19 protein-coding genes are annotated in these 19,110 nt (G+C 65.9%); 8 read left to right on the forward strand and 11 right to left on the reverse strand.

The annotated features are described in order from the left end of the window. Positions 1-140: 140 nt before the first annotated feature. On the reverse strand, positions 141-1,217 hold the full coding sequence (locus Q1A36_RS13660; protein WP_299845019.1) for a LacI family DNA-binding transcriptional regulator: 1,077 nt from the start codon (positions 1,215-1,217) through the stop codon (positions 141-143). Positions 1,218-1,356: 139 nt separating this feature from the next. On the opposite strand from Q1A36_RS13660, the gene Q1A36_RS13665 reads away from it, so the two are divergent. The 8 genes from Q1A36_RS13665 to galK are packed head-to-tail and all read left to right on the forward strand — an operon-like array spanning position 1,357 to position 10,969. After that, positions 1,357-2,292 (forward strand): sugar ABC transporter permease, encoded by a 936-nt coding sequence (locus Q1A36_RS13665; protein ID WP_299845022.1) that lies wholly within the window; start codon positions 1,357-1,359, stop codon positions 2,290-2,292. Positions 2,293-2,302: 10 nt separating this feature from the next. Further along, positions 2,303-3,178 carry a carbohydrate ABC transporter permease gene (locus Q1A36_RS13670; RefSeq protein WP_299845025.1) on the forward strand — a complete coding sequence of 292 codons (876 nt, stop codon included), beginning with the start codon at positions 2,303-2,305 and terminating at the stop codon, positions 3,176-3,178. Positions 3,179-3,208: 30 nt separating this feature from the next. Continuing rightward, positions 3,209-4,507 carry a sugar ABC transporter substrate-binding protein gene (locus tag Q1A36_RS13675; protein WP_299845028.1) on the forward strand — a complete coding sequence of 433 codons (1,299 nt, stop codon included), beginning with the start codon at positions 3,209-3,211 and terminating at the stop codon, positions 4,505-4,507. A 31-nt stretch (positions 4,508-4,538) separates the two neighbouring features. Then, a complete protein-coding gene (ugpC, locus tag Q1A36_RS13680) occupies positions 4,539-5,621 on the forward strand; it encodes a sn-glycerol-3-phosphate ABC transporter ATP-binding protein UgpC (protein WP_299845031.1) in 1,083 nt (360 codons plus the stop codon). A gap of 57 nt (positions 5,622-5,678) precedes the next feature. Continuing rightward, positions 5,679-7,751 carry an alpha-galactosidase gene (locus Q1A36_RS13685; protein WP_299845033.1) on the forward strand — a complete coding sequence of 691 codons (2,073 nt, stop codon included), beginning with the start codon at positions 5,679-5,681 and terminating at the stop codon, positions 7,749-7,751. Positions 7,752-7,794: 43 nt separating this feature from the next. Next, positions 7,795-8,793, forward strand: coding sequence for a UDP-glucose 4-epimerase GalE (gene galE / locus Q1A36_RS13690; RefSeq protein WP_299845036.1), 999 nt, complete (start codon positions 7,795-7,797; stop codon positions 8,791-8,793). 14 nt (positions 8,794-8,807) lie between these two features. Continuing rightward, positions 8,808-9,872: a UDP-glucose--hexose-1-phosphate uridylyltransferase gene (locus tag Q1A36_RS13695; protein ID WP_299845039.1), complete on the forward strand. Its 1,065-nt coding sequence runs from the start codon at positions 8,808-8,810 to the stop codon at positions 9,870-9,872. Further along, complete coding sequence (gene galK / locus Q1A36_RS13700) at positions 9,869-10,969, forward strand: galactokinase (RefSeq protein ID WP_299845043.1); 1,101 nt, start codon at positions 9,869-9,871, stop codon at positions 10,967-10,969. The genes Q1A36_RS13695 and galK overlap by 4 nt, the downstream gene beginning before the upstream one ends. Before the next feature lie 80 nt (positions 10,970-11,049). On the opposite strand, the gene Q1A36_RS13705 is transcribed toward galK, so the two are convergent. The 10 genes from Q1A36_RS13705 to Q1A36_RS13750 form a co-directional block, all read right to left on the reverse strand. Beyond that, complete coding sequence (locus Q1A36_RS13705; RefSeq protein ID WP_299845046.1) at positions 11,050-12,321, reverse strand: TRAP transporter large permease; 1,272 nt, start codon at positions 12,319-12,321, stop codon at positions 11,050-11,052. 19 nt (positions 12,322-12,340) lie between these two features. Continuing rightward, positions 12,341-12,823 (reverse strand): TRAP transporter small permease, encoded by a 483-nt coding sequence (locus Q1A36_RS13710; RefSeq protein WP_299845049.1) that lies wholly within the window; start codon positions 12,821-12,823, stop codon positions 12,341-12,343. Positions 12,824-12,908: 85 nt separating this feature from the next. Beyond that, positions 12,909-13,886, reverse strand: a complete 978-nt coding sequence (locus tag Q1A36_RS13715; RefSeq protein WP_299845052.1) for a sialic acid TRAP transporter substrate-binding protein SiaP — start codon at positions 13,884-13,886, stop codon at positions 12,909-12,911. A 32-nt stretch (positions 13,887-13,918) separates the two neighbouring features. Beyond that, positions 13,919-14,758, reverse strand: coding sequence for a fumarylacetoacetate hydrolase family protein (locus Q1A36_RS13720; protein WP_299845055.1), 840 nt, complete (start codon positions 14,756-14,758; stop codon positions 13,919-13,921). 15 nt (positions 14,759-14,773) lie between these two features. Next, on the reverse strand, positions 14,774-15,502 hold the full coding sequence (locus Q1A36_RS13725) for an SDR family oxidoreductase (RefSeq protein ID WP_299845058.1): 729 nt from the start codon (positions 15,500-15,502) through the stop codon (positions 14,774-14,776). 9 nt (positions 15,503-15,511) lie between these two features. Beyond that, complete coding sequence (locus tag Q1A36_RS13730; RefSeq protein ID WP_299845061.1) at positions 15,512-16,699, reverse strand: UxaA family hydrolase; 1,188 nt, start codon at positions 16,697-16,699, stop codon at positions 15,512-15,514. Then, a complete protein-coding gene (locus Q1A36_RS13735; protein WP_299845064.1) occupies positions 16,692-17,024 on the reverse strand; it encodes a UxaA family hydrolase in 333 nt (110 codons plus the stop codon). Before Q1A36_RS13735 ends, Q1A36_RS13730 begins: the two co-directional genes overlap by 8 nt. Further along, the gene (locus tag Q1A36_RS13740) at positions 17,024-18,130 is read right to left on the reverse strand and encodes an enolase C-terminal domain-like protein (protein ID WP_299845067.1); all 1,107 of its coding nucleotides are present in this window, start codon (positions 18,128-18,130) and stop codon (positions 17,024-17,026) included. The genes Q1A36_RS13735 and Q1A36_RS13740 overlap by 1 nt, the downstream gene beginning before the upstream one ends. Continuing rightward, positions 18,130-18,786, reverse strand: a complete 657-nt coding sequence (locus Q1A36_RS13745) for a hypothetical protein (RefSeq protein ID WP_299845070.1) — start codon at positions 18,784-18,786, stop codon at positions 18,130-18,132. The genes Q1A36_RS13740 and Q1A36_RS13745 overlap by 1 nt, the downstream gene beginning before the upstream one ends. Continuing rightward, the gene (locus Q1A36_RS13750; protein WP_299845073.1) at positions 18,779-19,108 is read right to left on the reverse strand and encodes an L-rhamnose mutarotase; all 330 of its coding nucleotides are present in this window, start codon (positions 19,106-19,108) and stop codon (positions 18,779-18,781) included. The genes Q1A36_RS13745 and Q1A36_RS13750 overlap by 8 nt, the downstream gene beginning before the upstream one ends. Between the last annotated feature and the right edge of the window lie 2 nt (positions 19,109-19,110).

Raw genomic sequence — 19,110 nt, forward strand, 5'->3', positions numbered from 1 at the left:
ATGCGACAGCACCCCGCCAAGGGCGATCAGCACGACCAGCAGTGAACATATCCAGCGGCGCATCTTTCGATCCGGGTCGGAACCTGTGACAATGAGCCAAGGATAGTCAGGGCGAAGCTCCGGTTCAAATCACGGATTGCTCAGCCGGGGCGAACGGGCTCCGCTGCGTAACCCCTCGGCATGCCATCAGCCCGCACCGGGGCCGATGATCCGCGCTCGATGAATTCGGACGGCAGCAGCACCCGGGTCTCCTCGATCGGCACCCCCCGCAGCCTGCGCACCAGAAGCTCGGCGGCAATGCGGCCCTGCGCTTCGGCCTCGATGCGAACCGTGGTCAGAGGCGGGGCGATCGAGGCGGCGAAGGGCAGGTCGTCAAAGCCGATCACCGAGACATCCTGCGGCACCGACAGCCCCAGCGAGGCCAGCGCGCCGATGACGCCAAGCGCAATCGTGTCATTGCCGGCAAAGATCGCGGTGATGTCCGGATGCGCGGCCATCAGCGCAAGCGTCGCCGCATGGCCGCTTTCGGCGCTGAAATCGGCATGGACGATGGCGCTCTCCTCCATCGCGACGCCTTGCGCGGCCAGCGCGCTGCGCAGGTCACGCAACCGCCCTTCGGTGGCGGCGAAATCGAGCTTCGAGAAGGGGACGCAGCCTATCCGCCGATGACCAAGGCCAACCACATGGGCGGCGGCCTTCAGGCTGCTCTCCACGATGGTCGAGGAGACGGCGATTTCCTTGGGATGGCCGATCGAGCCGATCAGCACCATGGGAAAGCCGCTGTCGATCAGGTCGGTCAGGTCCTTGTCCGAGGCGCTGGGGCTGAGCACCAGCAGACCGTCGATGCGCCGCGACACGACCAGGTCGTTATAGGGGTTCACCCCCTCGCGGCGCTGGAAGGTCTCCAAGAGCAGGCTCAGCCCCTCGCGCCGCAGCACCTCGGCAATGGCGTAATGCAGCAGGGGGATGAAGCCGTCGACGCGCAGCGAGGCGGTTTCGGTGATCAGCAGACCGACGGTATCGGTCGTGCCCTTCTTCAGCATCACCGCCGCGGAATTGGGCCGATAGCCAAGGATCTGCGCCGCCTTGCGCACCTTGTCCTTGGTCTCGTCGCTGAGGCTGACCGCGTTCGAGCCGTTCAGCACATGCGAGACGGTCGAGCGCGAGACGCCGGCCAGCTTGGCAACATCATAGCTTGAGGGTGATTTTCCGTTCATAGGCGCCGATTACCAGTAAAACACGTGTTAGTCAAACCTTTGGATTGACTCGGCGGGCCGAATCATCGATTACTAACACGTGTTAGCAAGCCGCCGAATCGCTTTCGGCGCATCGCAGCACCTCACGGGAGGGGAAATCATGACCGCGCGAGCCGACCTTGTGTCGCATCGAGAAAGCATGCCCGAAAGCCGCCGCCGCAGCGCCCTGCGCCGCAAGGAGGCCATCGTCGGCTACCTGTTCATCCTGCCGGCGCTGATCGGCCTGATCCTGTTCTATGTCCTGCCGACGCTGCGCGCGGCGCAGATCAGCATGACCAGCTGGAACCTGATGCGCCCGGCGAAATGGGTGGGGTTCGAGAATTACACCAAGCTCTGGGCCGACGGGCAGTTCTGGGATTCGATGTGGATCACGCTGCTCTACGTCATGTACAATATCCCGGTGCAGACCGCGCTTGGCCTGCTGATCGCGGTGCTGGCCGACCGGCTGGCGAAATCGGTGACATTCCGCGCGGTCATCATCGCGCCCTACCTGATCTCGAACGTGGTTGCCGGCCTGGTCTGGCTGTTGATGCTCGACCCGCTGATCGGCGTGACCAACAGCTTTCTCGGCCTCATCGGCATCGGCCCGCAGGCCTTTCTCAGCTCGCCCGACCAGTCGCTGGTTTCGGTGGCGGCAATCTCGATCTGGCGCCATGTCGGCTTTACCGCGCTTCTCTTCTATGCCGGGCTGCAATCCATCCCGCGCGATCTCTACGAGGCCGCGCGTCTGGACGGGGCATCCGAGTTTGCCATGTTCCGGCTGATCACCCTGCCGCTGCTGCGCCCGGTGCTGGTCTTCGTTCTGGTCACAAGCGTCGTCGGCTCGTTCCAGATCTTCGACGTGATCGCTGTGACCACACAGGGCGGACCGGCCGATTCGACCCGCGCGGTGCTGTGGTACATCTACGAAAACGCCTTCAAGTTCAGCCGCATGGGCTATGCCTCGGCGATGTCGATGGTGCTCTTCGTGATCCTCATTCTGGTGACGCTGCTGCAGATGCGCCTCTTGCGCGGCGACCAGTCGGACTTGGGCTAAGGAGACCGCCATGCTCAGGACAATGACCCCGCAAAAGGCTGCAGGCTACGCCGTTCTTGCCGTGATCTGCACCGTCTCGCTTCTGCCGATCTGGATGGCCTTCAAGACCGCGATCACCTTTCCCTCGGACGTGTTTTCCACCGCCGACCAGCTTGGGATGGACCGCTGGACCTTCGGCAACTTCCCCCGCGTGCTGGGCCTGCCCAGCAGTGTCGAGCCACCGGCCAGCAGCGGCGCGCCGATCAACTTCATGATCGCCCTGCGCAACAGCATCATCTACACCGGGCTTCTGGTGACCGGGCAGCTGTTCTTTTCGTCGATGGCCGCCTATGCCTTCGCCCGCCTGCGCTTCCCGGGCCGCGACACGATCTTCTACGCGATCATCGCCGCCACCATGATCCCCTCGATCGTGCTGTTCATCCCGAACTTCGTCCTCGTGCGTCAGCTTGGCCTGTTGAACAGCTTTGCCGGCATGGTCGCGCCCAGCATCCTCATGCTGCCCTTCGCGGTCTTCTTCCTGCGCCAGTTCTTCCTGACCACACCCAAGGAGCTCGAGGAAGCCGCGCGGCTGGATGGGTTGCACTGGTTCCAGGTCTATTGGCACATCGCCCTGCCCTTGCAGCGCGGACCGATGGCGACGCTGGCGATCCTGTTGTCGATCCAGGCATGGAACGACTTCTTCTGGCCCTTCCTCGTCGGACAGGGCGAGGGCACGCAGGTGATGGCCGTGGCGCTGGCGAATTTCCAAAGCCAGTCTGGCCAGGGCCAGCCCGATTGGACCGGCCTGATGGCGGCGGTGATGCTGTCGATCATCCCGGTCCTGTTCCTGCTGATCTTCTTTGGCCGCCGCATCGTCGAGTCGCTGCAGACCAGCGGCATGAAATGACCTGAATTCCGTTACATGGGAGAGAGACACATGAACCGCACCATCCTTGCCTTGCTGACCGGAACCGTGGCCCTGCCGGCCGCCGCCAGCGCCCAGGACACCATCCAATACTGGATGTGGGACGGCCAGCAGGCCCCCGTCTACCAGCAATGCGCCGCGGCCTTCGAGGCGGCGAACCCCGAGATCAAGATCGAGATCACCCAGAATGGCTGGGACCAGTACTGGACCGCGCTGACCACGGCGATGATCTCGGGCGACGCGCCGGATGTCTTCGTCAATCACGTGACCCGCCTGCCGGAAATGTCCGCCAACGAGGTGATCGTGGATCTGGCGCCGCTGATCGAGGAAGCCGGTTATGACACCTCCGGCTACATGCCCGGCCTGCTGGACAACTGGTCCCGCGACGGCGCCACCTATGGACTGCCCAAGGACTGGGCCACCGTGGCCCTTGGCGTCGATACCGAGAAGCTCGAGGCCGCCGGGCTGAGCCTCGCCGATCTGGCCGATCTCAACTGGAACCCCGAGGATGGCGGAACCTATCAGCAGACCATCGCCAAGCTGACGGTCGATGCCAGCGGCAAGCGCGGCGACGAGGCGGGCTTCGACGGCAGCTCGGTCGAAACCTTCGGGCTGGTCCTCAATCCGCTCAGCCTTGGTGGCGAAACGGAATGGAGCTATCTCGCCGCCAGCACCGGCTGGCAGTTCATCGCCGAACCCTGGGCCACGGCCTACAACTTCGACGATCCGCGCGTGGCGGCAAGCCTTGGCTGGCTGCGCGATCTGGGGCGCGTGCACCACTTTACCCCCACGGTCGAACAGACCGGCAAGCTGGGCGCGGAAACGCTGATGTTCTCGGACAAGGGCGCGATGACCATCGTCGGCTCCTGGCTGATCGGCCTTTACAGCCAGAGCAAGCCCACCGTCGCCTATGTCCCGGTCCCCAGCGGTTCCGAGGGGCGCAAGTCGATGTTCAACGGGTTGGCGGATTCGATCTGGTCGGGCAGCGATGCGCCGGAAGCAGCGTGGAAATGGGTGCAGTTCCTCGGCTCGGATGACTGCCAGTCGATCGTCGCCGATGCCGGCGTGGTCTTCCCGGCGCAGGCCGATCAGGTCGAGCGCAGCGTGGCCGCCTATCAGGCGCGCGGCATCGACGTTTCGGCCTTTACCGCCGTGGCGACGCCCGAGACGACCTTCCCCTTTCCCGTCACCGATTACGGCAACGAAATCGACGCCATCATCAGCGCCGCCCTTGACCGGGTGATGCTGGGCGCCGGCGAACCTGCCGAGGTGCTGACCGAGGCGAATGAGCAAGTCAATTCGCTGTTCTGACGCCACCAACTTCATCCGGGAGGAATTTCGAATGTCTGGTCTCGAACTTACCGACGTCAACAAGCTCTATGGCGATGCCCATGTCATCCATGACGTGAACCTGTCCGTCGAACCCGGCGAGTTCTGCGTCTTCGTAGGCCCCTCGGGCTGCGGCAAGTCCACGCTCCTGCGGATGATCGCCGGTCTCGAGGATATCTCGCAGGGCACGCTGGAGATCGGCGGGCGCGAGGTGAACGATGTCGATCCCTCGAAGCGCGGGGTGGCGATGGTGTTTCAAAGCTATGCGCTTTATCCCCATCTCAGCGTGCGCGAGAACCTGGGCTTCGGCCTGCGCTTCGACAAGACGCCCAAGGACGAGATCGACCGGCGCGTCGGCGCGGCGGCCAAGACCCTGCAGCTTGACCACCTGCTCGAGCGCAAGCCCAAGGCCCTGTCCGGCGGCCAGCGCCAGCGCGTCGCCATCGGCCGGGCCATTGTCCGCAAGCCCGAGGTCTTCCTGTTCGACGAGCCGCTGTCGAACCTCGATGCCGAATTGCGGGTGAACATGCGGGTCGAGATCGCCCGTCTGCACAAGGAACTGGGCGCAACCATCGTCTATGTCACCCATGATCAAGTCGAGGCGATGACGTTGGCCGACAAGATCGTGGTGCTGCGCGCGGGCCGGATCGAACAGGTGGGCCGGCCGCTTGATCTCTATGACGACCCCGACAACATCTTCATCGCCGGCTTCATCGGCAGCCCCAGGATGAATTTTCTGCCCGGCACGGTCAGCGAGGCCTCGGGCAATGCGGTTCAGGTGAGGCTCGACAGCCTGTCGGCCGAGCCGATCACGCTTCACCTGAAGGATGCGCTGTCCGTTGGCGACACCGTGACCGTCGGCATCCGCCCCGAACATCTGTCGCAGGACGGCCCGGCGCAGATCCGGCTGACCACCGATATCGTCGAGCATCTGGGCGGCGAATCCTATGTCTATGCCCATGATGACGGCGGCACGCGCCTGGTCATGAAACTTGGCGATGCGCGCGAGGTCCGCCCCGGCGGCCAGCAGATCACCGCCGGTTTCGACCCTGCCCGCGCCTATCTCTTCGACGCTGACGGCAACCGCTGCCGCTGACCGCGTCACCCCCAACATCGCCAGAAATTCCCTCCAGCCCCTTCGGGAGCCTCTCTCATGACGACCATTTTTCACCGCATCGACACAATCTCGCAAAGCCTCGTGCTGCGCATCCGCGACGGCGCCATGGCCGAGGCGATCTATTGGGACGCCGCCCTTCCTGCCGACGAAAACCTCGACATGCTGTCGGCAAGCCACGAGATCGATCTGAACGGCGGCATGCTGGACCGGGTCGCACCCCTGTCGATCTGCCCCGAGGCATCCGCCCCCTTTCCGGGCCAGCCCGGGCTGTCGCTCTCGGACGAGGCCGGCCCGATCTTCCCGCGCTTCCGTTTCGACCGCGCCGAGACGGGGGACACCCTCGCGTTGCACTTCACCGATACCGATCTGGGGCTGACCTACATGGCCCGCTTCACCCCTGCCGGCGATGTCATCACCGCCTCGGCCACGCTGCAATCCAACCGCCCGCTGCACTGCCACTGGCTCGCGGCCCCGGTGCTGCCCGCGCCGCTTCTGTCCGACGAGATCCACGACTGGCACGGCACCTGGCTGCGCGAATACCAGCGCCAGATCACGCCCTGGTCCCACGGCATCCGCCTGCGCGAGGCGCGCATGGGACGTTCCGGCCATGAACACCCGCCCGTTGCCCTGATCCCCACCCGCGGCGCAAGCAAGACCGGCGGCGTGGTCCACGGGCTGCAACTCGGCTGGTCCGGCGGCCACCGCTTCGTGGCCGAGGCGCTGCCCGACGGGCGGCGGCAGCTGCAGATGGGCAAGGCCTGGGGATCGGAACGCAAGGGCACGCGCTTCCATTCGGGCGATCTGATGCTGGCCGTTTCCACCAGTGGCGAGGCCGGCATCGCCCGCGCCACGCAGCGCCATATCCGCGACCACGTGGTCACCTGGCCCGACCCCGCCCGCCCGCGCCCGGTGCATTACAACTGCTGGGAAGCGATCTATTTCAACCATTCGCTGGCGCAACTCTCCGACATCGCCGAACGCGCGGCCCGTCTGGGGGCGGAGCGTTTCGTGCTGGATGACGGCTGGTTCGGTCGGCGCGACGATGACACCAGCTCGCTTGGTGACTGGACCATCGACCGGCGGAAATGGCCCGATGGGCTAACGCCGCTGATCGACAAGGTTCATGCCGAGGGAATGAGTTTCGGTCTCTGGGTCGAGCCGGAAATGGTCAACCGCGACAGTGACCTCTATCGCGCGCATCCCGACTGGATCCTCGGGCGCGAGGACCAGGTGACCGGGCGCAACCAGCATGTGCTGGACATCGCCCGGCCCGAGGTCCGCGATTACCTGTTCGATGCGCTGGATGCGCTGCTCGGTGATCACCAGATCGACTACCTGAAATGGGATCACAACCGGCTGCTGCCGGTCGTCGATGCGGCCCAGACCGACGGTATCTATGACCTGTTGGCCCGGTTGCGCGCGGCCCATCCGGCGGTCGAGATCGAAAGCTGCGCCTCGGGTGGCGGGCGCATCGATATCGGCATCCTCGCCCATACCCACCGGGTCTGGCTGTCGGATTCCAACGACGCCATCGAACGCCTGCGGATGCAGCACGACGCCGCGCTGTTCCTGCCGCCCGCCGTGACCGGCAGCCATGTTGGCGCGCGTGACAGCCATTCCTCGGGCCGCAACCTGCCCATCGCCTTCCGCGCCTGGGTCGCCGCGCAGCGTCACATGGGGTTCGAGATGGACCCGGCGGAATTGACCGAGGCCGAGGCCGCGACCCTGACGCGGGTCACGCGCTGGTGGAAGGACACGCGCGACTGGCGCATGTCCGGCGACACCCTGCCGCTGGACAGCGCCGACCCGGCGACCATCGCCGAAATGCAGATCGCCGCCGATGGCAGCCGCTTCGTCCTCTTCGTCGGGCGTCATGCCACCTCGGCCCAGTCCCTGCCGCTGGCGCAGCGGCTGACCGCGCTTGAACCCGATGCGCACTATCGCCTGCGGCTCTTGAACCCCGAGGATCGCCCGCCGCAGTCGCGCGGTCATGTCGCGCTGGAACAGGGCGAGATCACCCTGTCCGGGGCGGCGCTGATGTCGCGCGGGGTGAACCTGCCCTTGTCCTGGCCCGCGACCATGTGGGTGGTCGAGGCCGAGCGGCTCTGACCGCCCCGGCCTGAACCGATCCCCGAAAACGAAAGGCGTTCAGATGACACGCAACATCCTCGTCTGCGGCGGCGCGGGCTATATCGGCTCGCATATGGTGCGGCTCCTCAGGGACCACGGCCATCAGGTGGTGGTCTTCGACAATCTCAGCCAGGGCCACACGGCGGCGATCCCGGGCACCGATCTGGTGCAGGGAGATCTCCTGAACCCGGCCGATCTGGCCGATCTCTTTGCCCGGCATCAAATCGACGCGGTCATCCACTTCGCCGCCCTGACCGCCGTGGGTGAATCGGTCGCCGCACCCGACCGCTATTACCGCAACAATGTCTGCGGCACGCTGAACCTGCTCGACGCGATGCGCCACGCCGGCGTCGACAGGCTGGTCTTCTCCTCGACCGCGGCGGTTTTCGGCAACCCGCTGACCGAGTTGATCGACGAAAGCCATCCGCTCGCGCCGATCAACCCCTATGGCTGGTCCAAGCGCATGACCGAACAGATGCTGGCCGACATGGCGACCGCCTACGGGTTGCGCTCGGTCAGCCTGCGCTATTTCAACGCCGCCGGCGCCCATCCGTCGGCCGAAATCGGCGAGGCGCATCAGCCCGAAACCCATCTGGTGCCGCTCGTCCTCTTGGCGGCACTGGGCAAGCGGGAGGAGCTGGCCATCTTCGGCAGCGATTACCCCACGCGCGACGGCACCTGCATTCGCGATTACGTCCATGTCAGCGACCTCGCCTCGGCCCATCTGAAGGCGCTCGACGGCATGGAGCGCGAGGCCGGGGCGCATGTCTTCAACCTCGGCAATGGCAACGGTTTCACCACGCTCGAGGTGATCGAGGCCGCCCGCCGCGTCACCGGGCGCGAGATCCCCTTTGTCATGGCCGACCGCCGCCCCGGCGATGCCGGCATCCTTGTCGCCGACAGCCGCCGCGCCCGCGAGGTGCTGGGCTGGCAGCCGCGCTACGGCGAACTCGAGACCATCATCGACAGCGCATGGCGCTGGCATCAGGCACCGGCCTACGGCCCCTTCGCGTCCCTCTGACCCCGAGGCATCCCATGACCATCACCCCCTTCCCCTCCGAGGCCCCGCATCGCCGCTTCAACCCGTTGAAGGGCGAATGGGTGCTGGTCTCGCCCCATCGCAACCTGCGCCCGTGGCAAGGAAAGCAGGAAAGCGCCGCGATCACCCAGCATCCGGCGCATGATCCGGGCTGCTACCTTTGCGCCGGCAACCGCCGCAATTCCGGCGCGGTGAACCCCGACTACAGCGGACCCTACGTCTTCGAGAACGACTTTCCTGCCCTGCTCCCGGACAGCCCCAATGGCGGCAAACAGGGCGATCCGCTGTTCCGCGCCGCCACTGTGCGCGGCACGGCGCGGGTGATCTGCTTTTCCGAACGCCACGACCTGACACTGGCCGAACTGGGCACCCCCGGCATCCGCAAGGTCGTCGATTGCTGGGCCGACCAGATCGAGGATCTGGGCGCCGCCTATGACTGGGTCGCCGTCTTCGAGAACAAGGGCGCGATCATGGGCTGTTCGCAGCCCCATCCCCACGGCCAGATCTGGGCCTCGGATTTCCTGCCGAACGAGGTCGCCCGCGAGGACGAATGCCAGAGACGCCACCTGTCCGAAACCGGCACCGTGCTGCTGGTCGATTACGCCGCCGCCGAAACCGCGCAGGCCGAGCGCGTGGTGATCGAGAATGACGACTGGATCGCCGTGGTGCCGTGGTGGGCGGTCTGGCCCTTTGAGACACTGGTCCTGCCCCGCCGCCACGTGCTGCGCCTTCCCGACCTGACGGGGACCGAGCGGGACGGGCTGGCCGACCTGCTGGGCCGGCTCTGCAGCCGTTACGACAACCTCTTCGAGACCGAATTCCCCTATACCATGGGCTGGCATGGTGCGCCGACCGGCGCCGGCCAGTGGGATCACTGGCAGCTCCACGCCCATTTCTATCCGCCGCTTCTGCGTTCGGCCACGGTGCGCAAGTTCATGGTCGGCTATGAACTGCTGTCCGAGGCGCAGCGCGACCTGACCCCGGAACAGGCGGCCGAGCGCCTGCGCAGCCTGCCCGACCAGCATTTCAAATCGACCAGCCGCGCCGGAGCCGCAAGATGAGCGTCCGGGAACAGTTGGCCGCCGTCGTCGCCGCCTATCGCACCCGCTTCGGCCTTGAGCCCGAGGTGAGCGCCTACGCCCCCGGCCGAGTCAATCTTCTGGGCGAGCATACCGATTACAATGGCGGCTATGTGCTGCCGATGGCGCTGAACGGTCTGGGGGTCGCCGTGGCGCTGGGGCGCGGCCCGACGCCCGGCGTGGTCGAGGCCTATTCCGGCTCGCTTGACGCGACCGAGACCCGCCATATCGGTGACACGGCACAGGGGCGCTGGTCGGACTACCTTCTGGGCAGCCTCAAGGCGATGGCCGAAGCCGAGATCCGTGAGACCGGCCTATCCGCCGCGCTGATGACCAGCCTGCCGATGGGGGCCGGCCTCTCCAGTTCCGCCGCGCTCGAGGTCGCCAGCCTGCGCGCCACCGCCGGCCTTTTCGGGAAATCCTCCGATCCGGTCGCAATCGCCCTGATGGCCCGCGCGGTCGAGAATGAGTTCGTCGGCATGCCCTGCGGCATCATGGACCAGTTCGCCGCCTCCGTCGGACGCCCCGGCGAGGCGCTGTTCCTGAACACCCGGACGCTTGAACATGAACCCGCCCCTGCCCTGCCCGGCCATCGGTTCGTGATCGTTCATTCCGGCGTCAGCCACCAGCTGACCGAGGATGGCTATGCCACCCGCGTCACCGAATGCCGCGCCGCCTGCGATGCCTTGGGAGTGGACATGCTCAGCGATCTGGACACTGCGGACGGCACGCGGATCGAGGCGCTGCCCGAGCCGCTGAACCGCCGCACCCGCCACGTCCTCGGCGACAACAACCGCACCTTGCAAGGGTTGGCGGCGCTGCGGGCCGGCGATGTGGCGGGCTTTGGGCGGCTGATGATCGACAGCCACGCCTCGCAGCGCGACGACTACCAGATCACCGTTCCCCAGACCGACGCCCTGACCGAGGCCGCGCTGGCCCTCGGCGCCCTCGGCGCCCGCCAGACCGGCGGCGGCTGGGGCGGCTCGGTGGTTGCGCTGGTGGCAGAAACCCGGGTCGAGGGCTGGATCGCCGCCATCAGTGACAGCTTTCCAGCCGCAAGGGTGCTGACTGTCGCCTGAAACGACCTGCATGTGCTCCGCTTGGTTGTCGGCGGATGACCCATCCTGACCGCGAGCCCGGCTTCAGCGGGCCGCCTTGATCACGGCGGCCCAAGCACCAGGTTGGGCAGGCCGGTCACGAAGCCCGGCACCAGGATCAGCAGGATCAACACCGCGACCAGCGGGACCAGGAAGGGAATGGTCGCGCGGATCAGGGTCTCGAGGCGGATACCCGAGACACCGGAGACGACGAACAGCCCGACCCCCATCGGTGGCGTCATCAAGCCGATCATCAGGTTGAAGATGAAGACCACGCCGAAATGCACCGGGTCGATCCCGGCAGAGATCAGCGTCGGTGCCAGCACGGGGACGATCAGGATCATGATCGCCAGACCCTCGATGAAGAAGCCCGCGACCAGAACCGCGATATTGATGATGATCAGCAGCATCAGCGGATCGTCGGTCAGGGTCAGCAGCCAGGCTGCCAGCCGCATCGGTGCCTGGTGCGCGGCGAGGATCCAGGCGAAGATGCTGGCGGTCGCCACGATCAGGCAGACCATGGCGGACATGCGGATGGTGTCCAGAATCACCTTCCACAGGTCGCGCAGGCTCATCTCGCGATAGATGCCGAAGGACAGGACCAGCGCATAGAGCGAGGCGACGACGGCGGCTTCGGTCGGCGAGAACAGGCCGAAGGCGATGCCCGCGATGATGATGCCCGGCGTGGCAATGGGCAGGGCCGCGCGCAGGAAGGCAGTGCGCACATCGCCGAAACTTGGCACCGGGTCACGCGGATAGTCGCGGCGGCGGGCGAACCAGGCGATCATGATCATCAGCGCGCCGGCCGTCAGCAGGCCCGGCACGACGCCGCCCAGAAATAGCCGCCCGATCGACACGTCGGCCAGCACGCCGTAAAGCACCATCGGGATCGAGGGCGGGATCATCGGGCCGATGATGCAGGAGGCGACGGTCACCGCCCCGGCGAAACCGGCATCATAGCCGGCCTTGCGCATGGCCCGGATCTCCATGTTGCCCAACCCCCCGGCATCGGCCAAGGCCGATCCCGACATGCCCGAGAAGACCACCGAGGCGACCACATTCACATGGCCAAGACCCCCGCGCATATGGCCGACCATCACCCGGGCGAGGCCGAAGATGCGCTCTGTGATGCCGCCGGTATTCATCAGGTTGCCGGCGAAGATGAAGAAGGGCACCGCCAGCAGCGGAAAGGAATCCGAGATCGATTTCGTCATCCGCTGCGCGATCACCACCAGCGGCGTGCCGTCCATCCAGAGCTGGGCCAGCGACGAGACGCCCAGGGTCAGGGCGACGCTCATCCCCAGGGCAAGCAGGACGAGCCAGAGTGTCAGCATGAAAGCCATCGTCTTCCTCTCAGATCATCGTTTCGACGCTGCGGCGCGGCAGTCCGTCGCGCCAGATGCTGCGGATGGCGCCAAGCGAGCGGACCAGCATCAGCGCCGAGGCGGCGGGCACGGCGGCGTATTCCCAGGTCGAGGACACCCCCATCGCGATTGTCGGCAGGTTGGCGACCTTCATGGCGACGGTGGTGCCGCTCCAGGCCACGACCGCGAAGAACACGGCACCGGCCAGGTGCATGGCGATGGCGATGGCCGCGCGCGGCCGGTCGGGCAGCGCATCGACCAGCATCGTCACCGCGATCAGCCCGCCCGTGCGCATGGCATAGGCCGCGCCGAAGAACACGATCCAGGTAAAGCTCAACCGCGCCAGTTCCTCGGTCCAGGCAAACTGGACCGGAAGCAGATAGCGGCTGAGAAGCTGCGCCGTCAGCGCGGACAGCGCCAGCGTAAACAGCGCGATCAGGAACACCTCTTCAAGCCTGTTGAAGATCCGCATGGCAGTCACCCCTTGCCAGGAATTGCGATCTGGCCGACCGGACGCGCAGCATCAGCGTTCTCCGGTCGGCCTGGTCTGATCGGCGCTATTCGACCTCGGCCAGCGCCTCGTAGGTGCCCGCCCCCCAGACATCCTCGAACTGGGCGTAGATCGGCTTGACCGCCTCGGCGAAAGCGGCGCGGTCGGGATGGGTGACGGTCATCCCGGCCCCCTCCAGCTTGGTGATCAGCCCTTCTTCCAACTCGGCAATCTGCTTGTTGTAGACATCGCCCGTCGTCTGAAACACCTCGAGCACGACGGCGCGGTCCTCTTCCGAGGCCGCGTTCCAGGCGGTTTCCGACACCAGCGGCGAGACGGTCTGGACCAGATGGCCGGTCAGCGCCAGATGGTCCTGAACCTCGTAGAACTTGCCGGACTCGATTGTGGGAAGCGGGTTTTCCTGACCATCGACCACGCCGGTCTGCAGGCCCAGATACAATTCGGGGAAGGCCATCGGCGTCGGACGGCCGCCAAGCGACTTGATGAATTCAAGGCTCAGCGAGATCTCGGGCACGCGGATCTTCAGATCCTTGACATCCGCCGGGGTTTCGATGGGCCGGACGTTGTTGGTCATGTGCCGGGTGCCGTAATACCAGACATCCAGCACGCGGATGCCGTGGTCGGTGCGCAGCTTCTCCAGAAGCTCCTGCCCCTTCTCGCTGGCGTAGAGCCGTTCCAGATGGGCAAAGTCCTTGGCCAGATAGGGCGCCTCGAGCACGCCAAGCTCCTTGGTCCACTGGCTGAGGATGCCGGCACCGTCGAAGGCCATCTGATGCGTGCCGAGCGTCATGCCGGTCAGGATCTCCTTGGCGCCACCGACCTGGCCCGCCGGGAACACCTTGATGTCGATGCGCCCCTCGGTCCGCTTGGCGATCTCGGCCGCAGCCTGTTCCAGCGCGCGGTTGCCCGGATGATCCGGTGGCAGGATGTGACCCAGCCGCCATTCTTCGGCCACCGCCCCAGAGGCAGCCAAGCCGATTGCGATGGCGGCCAAGGCCGCCTTCTTCAAGTTGTTGATTTTCATGTGATCCTCTCCCTTTTCTCCCACGCGGACCTTCAGTCCGCGATCACGATCTGACGCTGTGCGCCAAGTCCTTCGATGCCCAGCTCGACCACGTCGCCGGGTTTCAGATAGCGCGGCGGTTTCTGCCCCAGCCCCACGCCCGGCGGCGTGCCGGTCGAGATCACGTCGCCCGGATGCAGCGACATGAACTGGCTGAGATATTGGATCAGGAAGGCCACGCCATAGACCATGGTCGAGGTCGAGCCGTCCTGCATGGTCTCGCCGTTCACCGTCAGCCACATGCCCAGCTGCTGCGGATCGGCGATCTCGTCGGGCGTGACCAGCCAGGGGCCGATCTGTCCGAAATTGTCGCAGCTTTTGCCCTTGGTCCATTGCCCTTGACGCTCGGTCTGGAAGGCGCGTTCGGACACGTCATTGGTGACGCAGAAGCCCGCGACATGATCCATCGCCTCGGCCTCGCTGACATATTTGGCGGTCTTGCCGATCACCACGGCCAGTTCGACCTCCCAATCGGTCTTGGTCGAGCCGCGCGGGATGACGATGGGATCGTTCGGCCCGCAGATGGCGCTGGTGGCCTTCATGAAGATCACCGGTTCGGGCGGGACGGCGAGGCCGGATTCCGCCGCGTGGTCGGCATAGTTCAACCCGATGCAGATGAACTTGCCGGTGCCGGCGACCGGCGGTCCAAGCCGGGGCGATCCCCCGACCACCGGCAGCGCCTGCAGGTCCAGATCGTGCAGGTCGCCCAGCCTGCCCAAGGCCTCGCCGCGCAGGTCGCCGGTCAGGATGCCGGAGAGGTCGCGGATGGTGCCATCATCGTCCAACAGGCCGGGCTTTTCCTGCCCCGCTTCGCCATAACGCAGAAATTTCATCGATCTGTCCCTTGTTCAGATTGTCCAGCCGCCATCGACCGCAAGGCATTGCCCGGTGGTGAAGGCGCTTTCATCGCTGGCCAGGTAGGTGGCCAGCGCGGCAATCTCCTCGGGCCTGCCGATCCGGCCCATGGCCTGCCGCGCGACGAAATCGCGCATCGCCTTGTCGTAATCCCCGGTTGCCCGCAGCCGGTCATGCAGCGAGGGGCTGTCGACCGTGCCGGGGCAGATCGCGTTGCAGCGGATGCCCCGGGTGACGAAATCGGCGGCGACCGCCTTGGTCAGCCCGATGACCGCCGCCTTGGAGGCGCAATAGGCAAAGCGGTTCGGCACGCCCTTCACCGACGAGGCCACCGAGGACATGTTGAGGATTGACCCGCCCCCGCGGCTCAACATGCCGGGCAGCACCGTCTGGATCATCCGATACTGCGCCTTGGCGTTCAGGTCGAAGGCGAAGTCCCAATCCGCGTCAGTGCAGTCGAGGATCGATCCGGCATGGACCACGCCGGCACAGTTGAACAGCACGTCCAGCCCGCCGATCTCGGCCACCAGCGCCTCGATCGCCGCCTTGTCGGTCACGTCCAGCCGGCGCGCGATGGCGCCGTTGACGCTGCCGACGGCATCCGCATTCAGATCCGTCGCCCAGACCGTCGCGCCCTCGCGCAGCCAAGCCTCGGCGGTTGCGCGGCCGATGCCCTGACCGGCGGCGGTCACAAGGCAGGTCTTTCCAGTCAGTCGTCCCATGGTCAGTCCTCAAACAGGCAGGCAAGCCGGCCCGATGGGCTCGAAGCTTTTGTAGGTCAGGATGAATTCGGCATGGCCGAGCGATTCCGAGGCGGTCTGGCGACCGCTCGCCACCTCGAGGGTCAGATCGAAGATCTCGTCACCCACCTCGGCCAGCGGCGTGCCCGACAGGACCCGGCCCGCGTTCACGTCCATATCCTCGGTCAGACGGGCATAGGTCTCGGGATTGGCGCAGATCTTGATCACCGGCGCCAAGGCCGAGCCGACGACCGAGCCGCGGGCGGTGACGAATAGCGTCAGATGCGCGCCCGAGGCCATCATCTCGACGATCTCGGCATTGTCACTGATATTCGGGAAGCCGAAGCGCACCTCGCCATCGGGCACCACGTCCATCAGGTAAAGCCCGCCCTTGGGCGGGATGTCGCCCGGCTTGATCAGCCCGCTGATCGGCGACTTGCCGGACTTGGCATAGGCCCCCATCGACTTTTCCTCGATCGAGGACAGTCCGCCCTCGGCATTGCCTGCGGCAAAGCTGCCGTAACCGAGCGTCGCATAGTAAGCCGCCGCCTTCTCGACCGAGGCGGTCAGTTCTCGTCCCAGCTCGGGCGTGGCGGCGCGGGCGGACATGATGCCCTCGCAGCCGATCAGCTCGCCGGTTTCCTCGAAGATGCAGGTCGCCCCCGCCTCAACCAGCCGGTCGAAGGCCAGACCCACCGCCGGGTTGCCGGTGATGCCGCTGGTCCCGTCCGACCCGCCGCAGACCGTGCCCACGACCAGTTCCGACAGCGCCATCGGCACCCTGGGTGCCGCCGCCAGTTCCGGCAACTGAGCTGCCACCCAGTCGCGGCCCGCCTCGATGGTCGCGCGCGTGCCCCCTGCCCGCTGGATCACCAGCGTCTCCACCGGGCGTCCGGTCGCGGCGATGGTCTTTTCCAGCTGGAAGCGGTTGAAGCTTTCGCAGCCGAGGCTGACCAGCAGCACCGCGCCGACATTCGGATGGGTGCAAAGCCGCTCCATCATGGTCTGGGCATAGGCATTGGGATAGCAGCCGGGAAAGCCGATGACCTGCGCGCCCGCGTCCCGGTAAGGTTGGACGATCTCGCGCGCGACGTGATGGGCGCATTCGACCAGGTAGGCGACGGCGAGGGTGTTGCGGATGCCCTTGCGCCCGTCGCTGCGCAGAATGCCCTCAAGCATCGCGGCCTCCTGTCGCGGTTTCGCTGAGCACATGGGTGGGCGTGTAATCGCTTTGCATGTTGTGGACATGGACATGCTGGCCAGCGGCGATGTCCTCGGTCGCCGAACCGATGGACACGCCGTATTTCAGGATCTTCTCGCCCTTGGCGATCGCCTTCGCGGCGACCTTGTGGCCTAGCGTCACCGCCTCGCGCAGATGCATCTCACCGCCGCCATTGATCGCGGTGGCGCCCGGAACCAGCGGGCCGGTGGCCACCAGCACATTGTCTTCCGCCGCAAGGCGCAGCAGCCCGGCGGTGATCGGTTGGTCTGTCATCGGTGGCATCACAGCGCCTCCATGGTCGCGTTCTCGATCAGGTCCCAGTCCAGTTCGACGCCAAGCCCCGGCGCATCGGGCAGATGTGCGATCCCGTCACGGATCGGCAACTGGCCCTTGAGGCCGAAGGCAAAATCCCTGACCGGGGCCAGCAATTCCAGATAGCTGCAATTGCGCACCGCGGCGCAGAGATGCAGGTTCATCATCTCGAGCGGATGGAAGATGGCGGTGTGGATCTCGCAATTCATGCCGAAGGCCTCGGCCAGACGCGCCGACTTCAACACCCCGGTCACACCCCCGGTCCAGCTGACATCGGCGCGGATCACGTCGACCACGTTGCGCGCGACGATATCGGCAAGGCTGTAGGGATGGCCGGCCAGCGTCTCGGTACCGACCACGGGAATGTCCAGCTGCCGGGTCAACTCGCGCAGCGCCGGGATGTTCTCGTCCGCCATCGGCTCCTCGAACCAGGCAAAGCCCAGATCCTCCAGTCCGCGACCATAGCGCAGCGCATCGGGCAGGCTGAGCGTGGCGACCGGGTCGCTCATCAGCGGAAAGCCCTCGCCCACGGCCTGGCGCACGGCGGCATGGATCTGCAGATCCTCTTCGACCGAGCGGCCCGGCGGGTGCAACTTGTAGGCGGCGAATCCCTCGGCCTGCGCCGACCGCGCCTCGGCCACGTATTCCGCAGCCGTGTCGAGGAACATCGAGCTGAGATAGACCGGAACGCTGTCACGCGCCGCGCCGATGTAACGGTACAGCGGCAGGTCTGCCGCCTCGGCCGCCAGCAGCCAGAGGCAGCAATCGATCGGCCCCCAGACATAGATGGGGAAATGCCCCCACATGCGGTTGCGCAGGCGGAAATCATGCCACAGCGCCTCGCGGTCATGGACAATGCGGCCGGCCAGGAAGGCGTCCAGCGATTTCGCCAGCCGGGCCGAACCCCCGGCATCGGCGCCGGCAAAGCCGAACATCGAGGCCGAGCGGCCGCATTCCGTCCGCAGCGTATAGACCAGAAACTCCTGCCGCCGGCCGCCGGCCGCTCCGCGCAGCATCTCGCTGTCGGGCGCGGCGCTGGCGCTGCAGGCGCGAATATCGAGCCCGGCGATGCGCATTAGAACTTGCCGTATTTGAGATAGGCTTCCTGCGGGTCCATCCCGGCAAGGATCGCATTGCGCACCTTGCTTTCGGTCTGCATCGCCTCGACCGACTTCTCCGTGACCTCGGCCACCATGGCGCGCGGCACGCGCACCATTCCGTCGCGGTCGCCCATCAGATAGTCGCCCTGCGCGATGGCCACGCCGCCGATATGGATCACCCCACCCGTCCCGGTCGGAAGCCAGCGACCGACGATGTCATTCGGCGTATGGCCGCGCCGCCAGGTCTGGAAGCCGATCTCGATCAGGAAATTCGTGTCGCGCGCCAGCCCGTCCAGCACGCAGCCCAGCACACCCTTGTTCTTGAGCGTCTCGGCCGACAATTCCCCCATCTGCGCCAGATCATGGGTATGCGGCTGGCACACCCAGACATGACCCGAGGGCGCCTTGGATAGAAGCCCGGTCCAGGCCAGCAGCGTCTCATGCGCGTCGGCAGCGTCTGCCGGATGGCCCTCGATGGTGAAGGCCGGCCCGCAGAGCGTCATTTCGGGCATCAGGGGGGTGATATCGGAGGGCAGAGTAAAGTTGCGCAGACCCATCGCCCTGAGCGTGTCATGCACGACCCCGGAATAGCAGGTCGAGAGCCGCTTGGTCATCAGCGCGTCGTCAATCATGGTGGAACACCTCCTTCATCATGGCCCACCAGTCGTCCGGTGCGGCGGTCTTGAACGGGATCTGGCAGGGCGCGGTCAGCGCCCACCACTCCCGCGTCTTCGGATCAGCCGCCATGCGGGCGGCATCGGCGGCGAAATCCTCGCCGTGATATTCCCAGTAGCCGAAGAGGATATCCTCGGGCTCTTTCAGGAAGATCGAATAGTTCCGGATGTTGCAGGCGCTGATCCGCGCCAGCACCTCGGGCCAGACCTTGGCGTGAAGCCGCAGATACTCGGCCTTCTTCTCGGGCTTCAGATGGATGACCATGGCCATGCGTTCCATGG

Source organism: uncultured Paracoccus sp. (genome assembly GCF_947487305.1).
In the GTDB taxonomy this organism is placed as follows: domain Bacteria; phylum Pseudomonadota; class Alphaproteobacteria; order Rhodobacterales; family Rhodobacteraceae; genus Paracoccus.

Excerpts from the sequence above, each read along its gene's own strand:
- Q1A36_RS13660 (WP_299845019.1), bottom strand. The coding sequence starts at position 1,217 with ATGAACGGAAAATCACCCTCAAGCTATGATGTTGCCAAGCTGGCCGGC.
- Q1A36_RS13665 (WP_299845022.1), top strand. The coding sequence starts at position 1,357 with ATGACCGCGCGAGCCGACCTTGTGTCGCATCGAGAAAGCATGCCCGAA.
- Q1A36_RS13670 (WP_299845025.1), top strand. The coding sequence starts at position 2,303 with ATGCTCAGGACAATGACCCCGCAAAAGGCTGCAGGCTACGCCGTTCTT.
- Q1A36_RS13675 (WP_299845028.1), top strand. The coding sequence starts at position 3,209 with ATGAACCGCACCATCCTTGCCTTGCTGACCGGAACCGTGGCCCTGCCG.
- ugpC (WP_299845031.1), top strand. The coding sequence starts at position 4,539 with ATGTCTGGTCTCGAACTTACCGACGTCAACAAGCTCTATGGCGATGCC.
- Q1A36_RS13685 (WP_299845033.1), top strand. The coding sequence starts at position 5,679 with ATGACGACCATTTTTCACCGCATCGACACAATCTCGCAAAGCCTCGTG.
- galE (WP_299845036.1), top strand. The coding sequence starts at position 7,795 with ATGACACGCAACATCCTCGTCTGCGGCGGCGCGGGCTATATCGGCTCG.
- Q1A36_RS13695 (WP_299845039.1), top strand. The coding sequence starts at position 8,808 with ATGACCATCACCCCCTTCCCCTCCGAGGCCCCGCATCGCCGCTTCAAC.
- galK (WP_299845043.1), top strand. The coding sequence starts at position 9,869 with ATGAGCGTCCGGGAACAGTTGGCCGCCGTCGTCGCCGCCTATCGCACC.
- Q1A36_RS13705 (WP_299845046.1), bottom strand. The coding sequence starts at position 12,321 with ATGCTGACACTCTGGCTCGTCCTGCTTGCCCTGGGGATGAGCGTCGCC.
- Q1A36_RS13710 (WP_299845049.1), bottom strand. The coding sequence starts at position 12,823 with ATGCGGATCTTCAACAGGCTTGAAGAGGTGTTCCTGATCGCGCTGTTT.
- Q1A36_RS13715 (WP_299845052.1), bottom strand. The coding sequence starts at position 13,886 with ATGAAAATCAACAACTTGAAGAAGGCGGCCTTGGCCGCCATCGCAATC.
- Q1A36_RS13720 (WP_299845055.1), bottom strand. The coding sequence starts at position 14,758 with ATGAAATTTCTGCGTTATGGCGAAGCGGGGCAGGAAAAGCCCGGCCTG.
- Q1A36_RS13725 (WP_299845058.1), bottom strand. The coding sequence starts at position 15,502 with ATGGGACGACTGACTGGAAAGACCTGCCTTGTGACCGCCGCCGGTCAG.
- Q1A36_RS13730 (WP_299845061.1), bottom strand. The coding sequence starts at position 16,699 with ATGCTTGAGGGCATTCTGCGCAGCGACGGGCGCAAGGGCATCCGCAAC.
- Q1A36_RS13735 (WP_299845064.1), bottom strand. The coding sequence starts at position 17,024 with ATGCCACCGATGACAGACCAACCGATCACCGCCGGGCTGCTGCGCCTT.
- Q1A36_RS13740 (WP_299845067.1), bottom strand. The coding sequence starts at position 18,130 with ATGCGCATCGCCGGGCTCGATATTCGCGCCTGCAGCGCCAGCGCCGCG.
- Q1A36_RS13745 (WP_299845070.1), bottom strand. The coding sequence starts at position 18,786 with ATGATTGACGACGCGCTGATGACCAAGCGGCTCTCGACCTGCTATTCC.
- Q1A36_RS13750 (WP_299845073.1), bottom strand. The coding sequence starts at position 19,108 with ATGGAACGCATGGCCATGGTCATCCATCTGAAGCCCGAGAAGAAGGCC.